The sequence below is a fragment of the Bacteroides cutis genome, assembly GCF_900241005.1.
In the GTDB taxonomy this organism is placed as follows: Bacteria; Bacteroidota; Bacteroidia; order Bacteroidales; family Bacteroidaceae; genus Bacteroides; species Bacteroides cutis.
Map to the genome: position 1 here is coordinate 397,748 of NZ_OEST01000003.1, position 15,382 is coordinate 413,129.

Genomic DNA, 15,382 nt, shown 5'->3' on the forward strand with positions numbered 1-15,382 from the left:
GACAAATCTATAATATTTTGCGGGATATCAATACTTATGCAAAGCTTTTATTAGGTCGGAATAGTATCCTTGTGCAGAAACTTTGGCTTGTACATAGTTTATTTGTGATGCCTGGCGGTAGGTTTGCGCCTCGATGACATCGATGACGGATGTTTTTCCTTCTTCATAACGTTCCAGGGCTTTCCGTTCGTTTTCACGGGCTTTTTCCAGTGAATTACCTGTAAGAGATACTTGTGATATGGCTTGTAATAAGGAAGTATGAGCTGTTTGTACTTCCAGATTAACGTTATCGGTTATTTTATTCAGGTAATCATTAGCCATACCTACTTTCCAGGAAGAAGCACGTTTCTCATTACGGCGTTTCCCCCATTCGAAAAGAGGAACAGATAGCTTGGCATAAATGGCATAGTTGGGATCGAGATCACTTTTGAAATTATAACCCGGGGAGGAATAAGTACCATCCGCACCGATGTAGAGTTGAGGTTTGTATTTGGAGTCTGTGAGCTTACCGGTGCTTTCAGCTATCCTTATTTGGTCATGGGCTATCCTTATTTCGGGACGGTTACTGCCATCTGTAAGTAATAAGTCCTCGGATAGAGAGATGTTGGGAACAGTATCTTCTATCTGGGTTTCAGCTTTGAGCTCAACTCCTATCAGTGAGTTGAGTGCCATGCGTCCGGTATCGAAATTGCTTTGTGCCTGTAATACTTGGTATTGGGCTTCATTTAATTTGACTTCTGCCATAAGCAGGTCTTGCGGGTCTGCAAGGCCGACCTCTACACGTTCGCGGATGGTTTTTACCAGTGAAGCTACGGAATTACGGTATTCTGTGGCGATGCGGATTAGCTCAAAGCGGGCTACGGCATTCCAATATTGCATATCTGTTTGGTAACAAACAGATGATTGGAGTAGTTCTGCCTGATGTACGTTCATGGACTGTTGATACTTTGCCAGACGAATCGTTTCGAGGATACGTCCACCGGTATAAAGGGGTTGCATCAGTGAGAGAGAAGCACCGTATTTCATGTCGCGCCCTTCAAAAGTGAGAGGGTGCCCGGTTTGAGGGAGATTCAAGGTCAATTCTATGGGATTTCCGGTATATTGGAAATTGGCCTCACCGGAAAGCTTAGGCTTTAAGTCGGCTTTGGCAGATTTAATCAGCTCCATACTGGAGGCGATATTCTTGTCTGCTGCTTGTAAATCGTGATTATACTCCAGTGCCATAGTCCGATATTTCTCCAGCAAAGAATTTTGCTGGGAAAATACGGACGGGACACACAAGAAGAAAAAGAGTAAAATATATATATGTTTCATACCTATTTTATTTTTACTTTATAGAATAAGACGTATAATGCCGGAGTGACGAATAGGGTCAGTAGTGTGGCAAATGTGAGACCGAATATGATGGTAGCCGCCATACCACCGAAGGCGATATCGAAGAGTAGAGGTATCATGCCCAGAATGGTGGTGGTAGCTGCCATCAATACCGGACGCGTACGCGAAACAGTGGCTTCTATCACTGCTTTATAGGGCACTATTCCTTCACGACGTTGTACATTGATTTCGTCTATCAGTACAATCACGTTTTTGATAATCATGCCGAGCAATCCTAGCCATCCGGCTATGGGGAAGAAACCGAAATCAAAACCGGTGAGTAGCATGCCTATGGCAACACCGATAAGTGACAGCGGCAAGACGCACAGGATAATGACCGGTTCTCGGAAGTTACCGAACAAAGCTACCAATATTACGATGAGCATGAGAAATGCCAGCGGAAAAAATTTGGCAATAGCCTGCATTGCTTCTGCTTGGTCCTTGAACTGAGAATCCCAGAAAAAAGTATAACCTTCGGGTAAAGCCATGGTTTCAATTTCCTTACGGATTTCTCCATGTACCTCTGCCATGGTATGTCCGGGTTTTACGCCGCACATAGCTGCCATACTGAGCTGGCGGTTATAGGTACGTATCTGTGGAAATTCCCAACTCGTCTCAAGACGTTCCGTTACTTGTGACAACGGAGCGGAACGTTCACCGTTCCATACGGAGAAGTCGCCGAGGGAAGTGGCATCCGTGATATCATATCCTTCGGATTTCAACAGGACAGGTACTTTCTTCTCGTTGTCACGGTAAATACCGATTACCGTTCCGTCACTGATGGATTTGACGGACTGCATCATTTGGGCTTTGGTGATACCCAGTTCTCCGGCTTTTACGGGATCGTAAACCGGGCGCAGCATCAATGACATATTACCCCATTCATTGCGGGCGTCCGCCACTTTGGGATTACGTCGCATGATCTCAATGGCCTGTCCTACTAGAGAGTCCAGTACGGCAGGATCGGGTCCCAGGAAACGGGCTTCGATGACAGCTTCCGTCAAAGGACTCAATTCGAATTTGTTTACCTTGATGAGTGGTTCGGGGAATTTCAAACGGATGGAATCTTGCAACATCGCATTGAGCTGGCGTGACTGTTTGGAAGTGTGGCACTTCACCAAAAGTTGTGCATAGTTGGATTGTGGCCCGAATGAGACATTGGACAAGTAGTAACGGGGAGGGGTTCTGCCTACATAGGTAGATACCATTTCCGTTTGTCCGTGTTGACGGATATACTCTGCCATCTCTTCGGCCAACTTGTCGGTTTCATTGATATTGGTACCCTCGGGAAGCCATACGTCTAAGGTGAAATATTGCTTATCCAACGCCGGTACGAACACTTTCGGGATGAATTTGAAACTCCATGCGGAAAGTATCAGTAATAGTATCAGGCAGCCTACAGTGGCGTAGCGATACTTGATGACCTTATGTAACGTGCGGCGGAACATATTGTAGTATTTCCCGTCAAAAAGTGCGGTTTTCAGTTCTTCGGGGCGGGGACGACGTACAAACTCCTGAATGAAGAAAGGGGTTTGCGTCAATGCGAACACCCAACTGAACATTAGGGAAACCCCGATAACTACTACTAATGAAGATAATAATTCGCCTGTGATGTGAGGAGAATAATAAATAGGCAGGAAGGTGAGTATGGCGATAACCGTTGCTGCCAGTAGCGGTAGTGCCGTAGAGGAACAAGCGCGCATGATGGCGACACGCTTCCTCATGCCCCGTTGCATATTGACTAAGGCGGAATCGGAGACGACAATCGCATTATCGACCAACATACCCATGGCGATGATTATGGCGGCAAGAGACATACGCTGTAAAGCAATGTCTGTACAAAGCATTACAATCAAAGTGGCAAAGATGGAGAATACCAGGCCACTACCTATCAGAAGCCCGTTCTTGAACCCGATGAAGAATAAAAGAATGGCGACAACGGTCAGGACGGAAATGATAAGATTTAGAATAAAACCTTGGTTGGCTACTGCCGATTCATAACCCTGATCGTAAATGGAAACCAGTTCGTAACCTTCGGGCATATCTTTGGATAATTGGCCGATGCGTATTTTGACGGCTTCTGCCATATCCACAACATTACCGGTGGGCACGGTTGAAATTGCTATGCCTATGGCAGGCTGTCCGTTGATACGCATCAGGTTGGAAGCAGGAATCTGGTAACTTTCTTCAATCTGCGTGATGTCTGCCAGACGGAAATGTTCGCCTGTATGTGATACGATAGTCAGGTTCCGGATATCATCCAATGAATAGAAACTTCCCGTAGACTCTATACGGACACGATTAGGACCCACATCTATTCCTCCGGCATCCACCACTTTGTTTTGAGCTTCGAAAGCATGGATGATATCAGCTGTAGTGATGCCACTGCGTGCCATGACAGAGGGACTGATGGAGATATCTATTGTAGGGGTTTGTGTTCCATATATTTCAACTTTCGCAACATCTTTGATTTTCAGAAGTTCGTTTTTGATAATTTTAGCATGGTCTTCCAGTTCACGATAGGTGTGTCCATTACCTGTCAGCCCGTAGAATACGCCCAATACGTCACCAAAGTCATCATTGACAACGGATGGACCTGCTCCGGCAGGTAATTTACTTTGTACATCGTTTACCTTCCGGCGCAGTTTATCCCACAGTTGCTGCATTTCGTCGGCACGGATTTCTTTCTTTACAAAGACGGTAATCTTTGACAATCCGGCACGATTTTCTGTTTTGAGATAATAGAGCTCGCCCATAGATTGGATGGACTCTTCGATTACATCCGTTACCTGTGACTGTACTTCGGAAGGGGAAGCACCCGGATATGGAGTCAGTACCAATGCTTGCTTGATGGTGAAAGGGGCGTCTTCCAATTTCCCCATTTTGATGTACGAAAACAGTCCACCTGCCAAGACCAATATCAATAGCAGGGTGGTGACTGCTTTCTTCTGTAGAAAATATTTAACCGGTTTCATGAGTTTTTCTGTTTAGTAAGGATGGTTACTTTTGTACCGTCTGATAAGAAGCGGAGTCCACTTGTAGCGATAGTCTCCCCTTCGTTCAGGCCGGTTGAAATTTTAGCCTTACCTTCCGGCAAAAGTTTATCGATGGTTACTTTTCTACGCTCGGCTTGTGCGGTAGAGGTAATTACCCAAACGTAATTACCTATTGAAGGACGGTGGCAGAGTGCTTCCTGGGGGATGCAGACCCCGGTAGCACCCTCTGTTTGCGGCATGCTCAGCATCGCTTTGCCGGACATGCCTGCCAGCAGTTCACCGTTTTCATTGGGTAACATAGCCGTAAGCAGATATGAAAGATTATTACGGGTAGTTCCTTTGGATATTTCAATGATTTTTGCACGGTAGATTTTATCGGGCAGAGCATCGAAACGGATTTGTACGTTGTCCAGTGACCGTGTGGCGTAAGCAATCTCTTGAGGTACATAAATCTCTATTCTCAACTGATGGATATCTATTAGGGAAAGTATAGGTTGAGCGGCTTTGACGTCTTGGAATTTCTCAATGTAGACTTCGCTTACATATCCGTTGAACGGAGCTGTCAGACGGGTATCTTCCAATTCATTGACTGCCGTTTCAAAAGCCATTTTAGCTGAAATATAATCAGCTTTGGCTTTCTCATAGGCACTGGCTGAGATATTTTCTTTTTGATAGAGTACTTGAATACGCTCAAATTCAGCTTTGGCTTGATTATAGACTGCTTCTGCCTGTTCTTTTCTGATCTTGAAATCACGTGGGTCTATTTCAGCGATAATACTGCCCCGGTGGTATTGGTTACCGGCATATACATCGAAATGGTCGATGGGGCCGCTAACTCTGAATGATAATTCAGACGTTCGGAACGGTTGGGCAATAAATGGAAATTCTTTTTGGCTCTCCTGTACGGAGGCAATGGCTTTTGTTGTATAAACTTGTAGGTCTTGTTCATTTTTCGTATCCTTACCATTGCAGGCACTAAATACAAGGACAAGACTGGACAGTAGAATGAAATGTTTTTTTGTTTTCATATCCCATTTTGATTTTCGCCAAAATTAGAGAGACTATCGAAACCTTATCGGAAAAAAATCTCTGAACCCGGAAAATAGAAAACCTAGAAAGGTGAAACGGGATATGAAATACAAATGTTACATAAAGATGATGTGCCGTTTCAACATATTTGTTACTTGATTTTTCAGTTGGTTGGCATTGATAGGTTTTGCCATGTAGGCGTCAAAACCATTTTCCATAACCTTTTGCTCGTCTGAAGCATATGCAAAAGCTGTGACGGCGATGATAGGTATTTGAGTGGAGTACTTACGTATCTCTTTGGTTGCTTCATATCCATCCATCACCGGCATGTTGATATCCATTAAGATGAGTTGTGGATCATATTCTCTGAATAGTTCTACCGCTTCTTGTCCATTCCAAGCATGTACCAGATCATAATCTTTCTTTAGAATCGATTCTATCAGGCGATAATTACTATTATGGTCTTCGGCGACGAGAATAGTAATTTTTTGTTTCTTTATTTTTATCGGTTCGACTTTTAACTCTTCCTGTTGATAATCGGTGACCGGGACATAAGGGAGAGTAAACCAGAAGGTAGATCCTTCATCAGGTTTGGAATTCACCCCGATATCACCACCCATGTTTTGGACAAGGGTTTTACAGATGGAAAGTCCCAATCCGGTACCTTGGGCAAAGGTATTCAGTTTGACAAAGCGGTCGAAGATGTCTTCCTGCTTCCCTTCGGGTATTCCACACCCTGTATCGGAGACATAAAAGAAGAGAGTATTGTTATCCCGTTTTTCGTAACCGAAACGGATACTACCTTTTTCGGTAAACTTGATAGCGTTGGTTACTAAGTTGATGATGAGTTGTGACAAGCGATTTCGCTCGGCATGAATATGTAATTCCGGTATTTTGGTTTCAAAGGAGAGGGTTACTTCTTTTTCGGCAGATAGTTTCAGGCGGAGTGAACTTTCCAATTCTATCATTACTTTGTTCAATTCAAAATCAGAATAAACAAACTCCATAGTACCTGCCTCTATTTTAGAGAGATCAAGAATGTCACTGATGAGTTGCAATAACAGAGTATTGTTGTTTTCAATGATACTGATATATTCTTGTTTTTCTTCTTCAGCTTCTGTGGATGCCAAGATACCGGAAAAACCCACGATAGCATTAAGTGGTGTACGGATTTCGTGGCTCATATTGGCAAGGAAAGCGGATTTGAGCCGATTGGACTCTTCTGCACGGGTTTTAGCTGAAATCAAGTCCGTCTCCATTTTCTTCCGTTCGTTGATGATTAAGGAAGATCCTACTAAAGTCAAAGGGTTACCTTTTTCATCATAGCTTTCTATGGCAGCCTGAGCTTCTACCCAGTCAACATGTTTGATGCCGTTGAGGCGGTTAATCACACGATATTCTTCTTTCACTTTAGAGATACGCCCGGCTATCAAGTCGGCATAGGCTTTTTTTACTTTAGGAAGATCTTCTTTGTATATTTTGGAGAAATATTGGCTGTCATCCACTGAAAGTTGTTCTTCATTAATTTCTACATTGGCATTACTCAGTTCAATCGGTTTGTTTACATCGCAAAGAATAGTGTGGTTCTGTATATTCCACTTCCAAGGAACGATATTGGCTACTTCGAGGGCCATTGAGAGTTTATGGTTGATAGAACGAAGTTGCTTTTGAGTATTGTGGAGTTCTGTACTATCCAGACAAAATACATCCATAAAACGCCCGTTTCCGTTGGCATTGACTACTATATCGTAGAAGATGTCAATATCTTTGTAATAATAGGAGAATGTGATGGAACGTTTTTCCTGCAGGGCTATATTCATAAAATGCAAGAATTGCGGCATGGAATCGGGGAACATCTCACTTCCCCGTCTGCCGATGATATCTTTACGTTTGAAGAATTTTTCTTCAAAATGTTTGTTTACATCAGTACATTTGGTATCAATAATTTTACCTTCTTCATTTTTTATCAGTTCTTCGGATATATAAAGAATGGGCATATTATTGATAAGGCCATAATATTTTGTGGTAGTTTGCAATTCTTTTTGCTGGATACGCTTCATCCTTTCAAGTACGCGGAGACGATGATATTGGAAAATAAGCAGCAAAAGTATGATGATGCATGTGGCTCCTATTATTATATACTCATATTTTTCCCAAAAAGTAGGAGGGGCATTGTAGAAAACCGTATTTTGGGGGCAACGTTTGGGGTCTAGATTACGTTGAAGCAGTGATTGGTAATTGAATGTCGGGGCTGCATCAGTGGCATGATAGAAAGGTATTTCACGGGCTTGTTTCCCATGTAATATCTCATTGATGGAATTGAGAAGATGATTGATGTAATTTTCCTCATTGTAAATGTATCCACCTACTATTCCTCCTTCTTCGTCAATTCCTATTGTTTTGGAAGAAAATAAGGGTACGGGAGAAGTGGCTATGATACGGTGGGAGTTGGTGGTCATTATTGCATTTCCGTCAAAGTCTTTTTTACGGAGCCAGGATGAAAACAAGACACCGGTAGTTTGGGTGTCTATTTTGTTCAGGATACAGAAAAGGCTGTCTGTACTGGTTTCCTTGGCTGAAATAAAATTATATTCCAGTGTAGGATATTTCTCACGGATTATTTTTGACAGGTCATAATCATTTTGCTGGCAGATATAGGTCTCGTCTCCAATATATAGAATTTTATTCATTTGGGGAATAAGCTGTTTCATGAGCTTTATATTTTCTTCCAGAAAAATATTGGCGTGTATCATGGTCATATTTAGTTCTCCCTGCATATTGATAAGGGGGATACGTTGTTCTTCGCTGAGAGCGTGTCCCATACCGATAATGTCTCTGGAACCTGTATAATCGCGTTCACCGCATAAAACCATCGGGATATCAGGCCACACCCTGTTCAGGTCATCGCATAAAATGAAACTTGCGCTTCCTATAAATACGATAAGACTCGGAACATGGGTGGAAAGTTCGTTACATATGTTTTCTTCGAAGGATTGTAGTTTGCTCGTATCTTGCGTAAGCATTTTTAAATGCGCTGTGTATATTCCAATCTTGTTATTGCGAGCCACCATGTTGACTATCGGGGTGATGAGATGAGTACTCCATGGATTGGAATCATTATAGGTATTGATGATGAGTATATAATCAATACTATTGTCTGTGTCTTTCCCCTGTGAAAAGGATGTATTTAGTAATAGGCAGAATATAAGAAACGCTACTTTATAGATAACCTTCATGTCGTTCTTTGGTAATTTTGGTGTTTTGAAACAAAGGTATATATAAATAGTCGAACAGGCAAAAGGTTATGGATGTTTATATATCCAAAGCAGGACGATATGTTTTATCGTCCTGCTTTGGGGGAATGTTAGGGAGGAGTGCTTCCCGCCAGTTTACATTTCTTTGTCCTTCAAATTTACTGTGATGTAGCGCTCGCCATCATATAAGCTTCTGACACGGATATTTAGTCCTTTTTTGCCTTCCAGTTGGTTGGCTATCTTGTCTAACTTGAAAGAAACAAGTCCGGTACCCAATAAACGTTGTTCGTCTTTATATGCATTATGGCGGAATTCAAGGGTAATGTAACCCTCTTTATCATTTTTACCATCAGAGGCTTCATTTATGACCAAATTCAGCATGTGCTTTTTCTCCGGATTGTCATTATGAAATAGTTGATACTGAATATTCAGATAGTCTCCCGTAATCCACAAGTTTGTTGCATTGATACGGTCATCACCGATGCTATCGGCTTTTTCTTCCGGCATGGAGTAGATATCTTTAGTCAGTATATTTTCGATGTGGTTTATTTGGGCGTTATAGTCATAACCGTCCATTTTTTCATCTAACAGGTTGAAGTAAATAAATGCACGTTGACCTTCTGTCAATGCGTAATTGTTAATGTACGCAGTATCGCTCGGATACATCTTGCTTCCATCATCCAGGGAGAAATAATAATCCTTCCCTTCAATAATTCTTATTGTACCGATGGTGAGTGATGAACGCTCTCTGTCATCCCAATCATCCAGACATGATTGCAACAAGGGCATTGTAATGACTAAAAGTAGAAATGCGTTAAGAGTTATTTTGAATTTCTTCATAAGTAGAGGTTTTGTTAATTAATTCAGTCTTAATTCTTGTATGAAGAAAATGCAGTCAAAATGTAAATACTGCACAATAGATTGTTAAAGAAACCAAAGTGTGAAATTCTTATCTCTTTGATGCAGTATTTTTGTTCCCGTTGCATTTATAGGATAAACACGTGTTAAAAGGAAGAATGGAAGAACAGGAACTGGCAGAACGGTGTAGGCAAGGAGATAATCTTGCCCGCAAAGAACTGTATGAGCATTATGCAGGGCGTATGTTCGGTGTCTGCCTTCGTTATGCGGGTGATCGTGAAACGGCGCAGGATCTGATGCATGACGGTTTTTTGAAACTTTACGATTCCTTTGATAAATTCACTTGGAGGGGAGAAGGGTCTTTGCGGGCATGGATGGAGCGTGTGATGGTGAATACGGTTTTGCAGTATTTGCGGAAGAATGATGTAATGAATCAGTCGGCTGCGTTGGAAGATGTCCCCGAGGTGTATGAAGAACCTGATGCGTCGTCAATGGACAGTATCCCTCAAAAAGTATTGATGCAGTTTATCAGTGGACTTCCTGCCGGTTACCGTACCGTATTCAACCTATATATTTTTGAAGAGAAATCTCATAAGGAGATAGCCCGATTGTTGGGAATTAATGAGAAATCGTCTGCTTCACAGTTGACACGTGCTAAGGCTGCTTTGGCGGTAAAGGTGAGAGAGTGGATGAAAAAGAATGGATAAATGAAAGAGCGTATGGAAGATGAATTGTGGATGCGAAAGATAAAAGAACGGTTAGAAGACTATTCTGAACCATTACCTGTTTCCGGATGGGAACGGCTGGAGAAGGAATTGACTGTATCTAAACCTCCTTTGGCAGAGAAAAGGCGTATCATTCCTTTCCGTCGGTGGGCAGTAGCTGCTGCGGCTGTATTATTGGTGGCTGTATCTTCTATCAGTTTATGGTTACTGCAAAGTCCGGTGGGGGATGAGGTGCGCAACGCGGCAGTTCCTTCATTGGCTATGCTTCCTGATAAATTGCCGGAAAATCGGTTGCCGGATGTACAGGCAAATTCATCGGAACCAGCTTTCCACAGCAGTGAAAATAAATCATCGGCAGGTATGGGGCGTCGTTCTTTGATGGCACAGCAAGTAAGTGTGGCGGATGAGACGGAGGAAGAAATGGATTTACAGGTCCCGGCAGTAGAAAATATGGTGAAGGCAGATAAAGAAGAGGTAGTAGAAGAGTCTGTTGGCCGGAAAGAAGAGACGGCTATGTCGCAAAGGGAGAAGGGAAGAAAAGAAAAAGTAATGCACCGTAGTCCGTATGGAAAAGATAAGTTATTCTTACCAGTTGAAAAGAAGGGTACTAAATCGCGTGGATGGTCTGTGGGTTTGTCAGTAGGTAATACAGGTGGATTGGCCTTGGGAGACAATGCAATGGGAGAGAATATGCTACAGAATAGTCCCGGTAGTGGTTTTGGTGGAAAAATAGACTTGTCTTCAACGGCTAACGGAGTTTTGGCTATTCCTGAGGGAGAGGAATTGATTTTTAAGGATGGGCTACCATATCTACAGAAACGTGCTACTCGGATAGCCTCTATTGATCATAAGCAGCCATTGAGTTTCGGCTTTTCCGTAAGAAAAGGATTGGTGAAAGGTTTTTCTGTGGAAACAGGTTTGACATACACTTATCTTGCTTCGGATATCAAGTATGAGGATAGTTCGGAAAAGGTGAATCAGAAGTTACATTATATCGGTATACCTTTACGGGCAAATTGGAATTTTATAGATAAAAAGTCTTTCACGATGTATGTTGCTGCCGGTGGTGCCATGGAAAAGTGCGTATATGGAAAAATTGGCAGTAAGGATGAAACAGTGAAACCTCTACAATTTTCAGTGATGGGAGCTGTCGGTGCGCAATATAACATAAGTAATAGAGTGGGTTTGTATGTAGAACCGGGAGTGGCTTACTTTTTTGATGACGGTTCGCAAGTACAGACGATACGAAAAGACAATCCGTGTAACTTTACGTTGCAGGGAGGAATAAGATTGACGTATTGATTCTTTTTGTTATTCTTGTAGGGGGAAAATGATTTTAACAACGTACAGATTGTAATAAATAATTCCCCCTTTAGTTAACAATAACCTTTTCAAAGTATTCTTTGAATAGTTTCTCTGCTTTTTCCAATTGTCCAGGAGTGTTTTCCTTAACTTCTTTTAGTTGGTATTTCCAACCCATTACTTCATATTTGTGTACTCCTAAACGATGATAAGGAAGTATTTCTATCCGTTGTATGTTTTGATACTTTCCAAACTGTTCGCCCAACGCACGGATGTCTTCCTCAAAATCGCTGTATCCCGGTACTAAGACATAACGTATCCAGAAAGGGCGATTGTGTGTTTCCAGCCAAGTAGCTGTACGTAACGTTTGCTCGTTACTGCGACCGGTCAGTATATGATGACGTTCGGGGTTGAATTCTTTGATGTCAAGTAATACTAGATCTGTCAATTTAAGCAATTCTTCAATTTTTTCGTTCCAGATCCCCCCATTGGTGTCCAGGCAAATATGTATGCCATTGGATTGTAAATCTTTGAATAGAGGTATCAGCGCCTCTGCCTGCAAAGTCGGCTCACCACCGGAAAATGTGATCCCTCCCTTCTTTCCGAAAAATGCCTTTTGGCTGATTGCCATTTGTAGTATTTCATCGGCAGGTGTCGGGGTGCCGCCTTTTACATCTATCGTATCCGGATTGGCACAATATAGACAGCGGAAGGGACAACCTTGCAGGAAAACAACAAGTCGCAATCCGGGACCGTCGAAAGTACCCATCGATTCGTATGAATGAACTTTAATCATAATCGTATCATATAAATATGAATGTATTAAAAGAGGACACGGATTACACGGTCTTACTCCGGATGTGTTTATTCAATCCGAGAAATCCGCATGATCCGTGTCCGATGAATTATACTCTCAACTTAATTGTTACATGCTTTCGTGGAAGCTGCGGCTGATAACCTCCAGCTGATGTTCGCGACTCAGTTTCACAAAGTTTACAGCATAACCAGAAACACGGATTGTGAGTTGTGGATACTTTTCAGGATGTTCCATTGCATCTTCCAGCATTTCACGGTTCAACACATTTACATTCAAGTGGTGTGCACCCTTTGTGAAATAACCGTCCATCATCGTTACCAAGTTTTCAACACGATCTTCTGCCGTAGGACCGAGTGATTTCGGGACGATAGAGAACGTGTTGCTGATACCGTCTTGTGAATCACGGTAACGCAGTTTGGCTACTGAACTCAATGAAGCGATAGCACCGTTCTTGTCACGTCCGTGCATCGGATTGGCACCCGGTGCAAAAGCCACGCCTTTGGCACGACCGTCGGGAGTAGCACCGGTTTTCTTGCCGTACATTACATTGGAAGTGATAGTCAGCAATGACAGGGTAGGACGGGCGTTCTTGTATACCGGCAACTTTTTCAGTTCTTCGCTGAAATAGTAAACCAAGTCTACACCGAGATGGTCTACGCGGTCATCATTATTACCGAAACAAGGGAACGAACCTTCGATGTCGAAACCTTCTGTCAAACCGATCTCGTTGCGGCGGGCTGTAACTTTGGCATTCTTGATAGCAGACAGTGAATCGATAGCAATAGAAAGTCCAGCCACACCGTATGCCAGATTGATACGTGGATCAGTATCTATAAATGCCATCTGAGCCTTTTCATAGTAATACTTATCGTGCATATAGTGGATAATATTCATTGCTTCGTTATAGACACGGGCAATTTCTGTCAGCACCTTCTTGTAATTGGCCATTACTTCCTCGAACTTCAATGTATCGCTGGTCAAAACAGGAATACCCTTCACCATTACAGTTCCTGTGTTTTCGCAACGTCCGCCATTGATAGCCAGCAATAGTGCTTTGGCAAGGTTGGCACGTGCACCGAAGAACTGTATTTGTTTGCCGATAGCTTGGTAGGATACGCAACAAGCAATGCCATAGTCATCACAGTTACGTACTTCACGCATCAGGTTGTCGTTTTCGTATTGGATGGAGCTGGTATCTACTGAAACCTTTGCGCAGAAATCTTTGAACCCTTCCGGTAATTCAGGACTCCATAGTACAGTCATGTTAGGCTCGGGCGAAGGACCGAGGTTATATAATGTCTGCAAGAAACGGAAAGAAGTTTTCGTAACTTTCACACGTCCGTCATTGAAACGTCCACCGATAGCTTCAGTTACCCAAGTCGGATCCCCAGCGAAAATATCGTTATACGATTGCATACGTAGATGGCGTACCATACGCAGTTTGATGACGAACTGGTCGATCAATTCCTGAGCGAAAGTTTCATCAATGTTGCCATGAGCTAAGTCGTATTCGATAAAGATGTCGAGGAAGGAAGAAACGTTACCCAAAGACATTGCGGCACCATCTTGTTCCTTTACGGCTGCAAGATATGCCATATATACCCATTGAACGGCTTCTTGGGCAGATGTAGCAGGACGGCTGAGGTCCAGACCGTAATATTCGCCCATTATTTTGATATCCTTCAAAGCTTTGATTTGTTCTGATACTTCTTCGCGCAAGCGGATACGGGCTTCAGTCATCGGACCGGTCAAGTTATGTAAATCTTCCTGTTTTGCTTCGATAAGGCGGTCGATGCCATAAAGAGCCAAACGGCGATAGTCACCAATAATGCGTCCACGAGCATAATTATCGGGAAGTCCTGTAAGGAAGCCTAATGAACGGAAAGAGCGAATTTCTTCAGTATATGCATCAAATACGCCGTCATTGTGCGTCTTGCGATAATGAGTAAAGATTTCTTTTACTTTATCATCTACTTCTACTCCGTTTTCACGGCAAGCCTTCATCACCACATTGATACCACCGAAGGGTTTGATAGCACGTTTTAGCAGTTCATCAGTCTGTAAACCGACGATGAGTTCGTTTTCTTTATCTATATAACCTGCTTTGTGTGATGTGATAGTCGATACAGTAGTATAGTCCAATGAACGGACACCGTTGTTTGCAGTTTCTTCTGCCAAAGCTTTTACACAGAGATCCCAAATACATTTGGTACGCTCAGTAGGCCCTTGTAAAAAGGAAGCGTCGCCAGTGTAGGGTGCGATGTTTTTACTGACGAAATCACTGACGTTGATTTCTTTACTCCAAAGCCCGTCGATAAAGGTTTTGTTCAATTCCATAATATTCTTTTTTTGATGGTGGTTAGATAATGTTATCCTTAGAAGGTGCAAAATTACGGAAAAATTTCCGTAATTACATAGTGATAATACTCATTTTTATGTTGAACAGCATAAAATAACTAATATTAGGTAACAAATACTGTGAAAGATAACTTTTCTGGAGGTTATCAATTAATATAGTATTACTAACAATTAATAGTTTTCTCACTAATATTTATTCGTTTGAAGTGTTTTTTTCTTCCTCCAATATCTGACAGCTGAAAATGTAAATTATAGTAATAAAAGGAATAATATCTTCTTGTCTATAATTTACTTATCGAGGTGCTTCAGGAATATTTTATTCCAAATTATTTGTGAATTAAAAAAGAAATACTACCTTTGCACCGCTTTCAACGGAAAGCCTTCTTGAGAAGGAAGTTTTGGAGAGGTGGCAGAGTGGTCGATTGCGGCGGTCTTGAAAACCGTTGTGCTGCGAGGCACCCGGGGTTCGAATCCCTGTCTCTCCGCAGAACCTACTGGACAAAACAAGACAGTAAGTGGACAAAAACCTACAAATCAGCGATTTGTAGGTTTTTTTATTGCCTATAAGTCTTGTTTCCAAGACAACAAAAGGACTTGAAAAGACATAGTTTCGTTACTAAATCGTTACCTATTCCCTACCGGACAAAAACGGTAACGATTTGTCCGAAA

9 protein-coding genes and 1 tRNA gene are annotated in these 15,382 nt (G+C 42.3%); 3 read left to right on the forward strand and 7 right to left on the reverse strand.

What is annotated here, in order from left to right; translation table 11 throughout:
- Nucleotides 1-27 precede the first annotated feature (27 nt).
- From C1A09_RS08965 to C1A09_RS08985, 5 genes are all read right to left on the reverse strand, one after another.
- Nucleotides 28-1,314: a TolC family protein gene (locus C1A09_RS08965; RefSeq protein ID WP_101543203.1), complete on the reverse strand. Its 1,287-nt coding sequence runs from the start codon at nt 1,312-1,314 to the stop codon at nt 28-30.
- Between the two features lie 2 nt (nt 1,315-1,316).
- A complete protein-coding gene (locus C1A09_RS08970) occupies nt 1,317-4,349 on the reverse strand; it encodes an efflux RND transporter permease subunit (protein WP_101543204.1) in 3,033 nt (1,010 codons plus the stop codon).
- Nucleotides 4,346-5,398, reverse strand: a complete 1,053-nt coding sequence (locus C1A09_RS08975; protein ID WP_101543205.1) for an efflux RND transporter periplasmic adaptor subunit — start codon at nt 5,396-5,398, stop codon at nt 4,346-4,348. The genes C1A09_RS08970 and C1A09_RS08975 overlap by 4 nt, the downstream gene beginning before the upstream one ends.
- A 117-nt stretch (nt 5,399-5,515) precedes the next feature.
- Complete coding sequence (locus C1A09_RS08980; RefSeq protein ID WP_101543206.1) at nt 5,516-8,635, reverse strand: ATP-binding protein; 3,120 nt, start codon at nt 8,633-8,635, stop codon at nt 5,516-5,518.
- 153 nt (nt 8,636-8,788) lie between these two features.
- Complete coding sequence (locus C1A09_RS08985) at nt 8,789-9,493, reverse strand: NigD1/NigD2 family lipoprotein (protein ID WP_101543207.1); 705 nt, start codon at nt 9,491-9,493, stop codon at nt 8,789-8,791.
- 176 nt (nt 9,494-9,669) lie between these two features.
- Here C1A09_RS08985 and C1A09_RS08990 point away from each other — a divergent pair, with 176 nt between their 5' ends.
- The gene (locus C1A09_RS08990) at nt 9,670-10,218 is read left to right on the forward strand and encodes an RNA polymerase sigma factor (protein WP_101543208.1); all 549 of its coding nucleotides are present in this window, start codon (nt 9,670-9,672) and stop codon (nt 10,216-10,218) included.
- Nucleotides 10,219-11,538, forward strand: a complete 1,320-nt coding sequence (locus C1A09_RS08995) for an outer membrane beta-barrel protein (RefSeq protein WP_101543209.1) — start codon at nt 10,219-10,221, stop codon at nt 11,536-11,538. It begins immediately after the preceding gene.
- A 70-nt stretch (nt 11,539-11,608) separates the two neighbouring features.
- Here C1A09_RS08995 and pflA read toward each other — a convergent pair whose 3' ends face one another.
- Complete coding sequence (gene pflA, locus C1A09_RS09000) at nt 11,609-12,334, reverse strand: pyruvate formate-lyase-activating protein (RefSeq protein ID WP_101543210.1); 726 nt, start codon at nt 12,332-12,334, stop codon at nt 11,609-11,611.
- 129 nt (nt 12,335-12,463) lie between these two features.
- The gene (gene pflB, locus C1A09_RS09005; protein WP_101543211.1) at nt 12,464-14,692 is read right to left on the reverse strand and encodes a formate C-acetyltransferase; all 2,229 of its coding nucleotides are present in this window, start codon (nt 14,690-14,692) and stop codon (nt 12,464-12,466) included.
- Between the two features lie 421 nt (nt 14,693-15,113).
- On the opposite strand from pflB, the gene C1A09_RS09010 reads away from it, so the two are divergent.
- Nucleotides 15,114-15,198, forward strand: a tRNA-Ser gene (locus C1A09_RS09010).
- Nucleotides 15,199-15,382 lie beyond the last annotated feature (184 nt).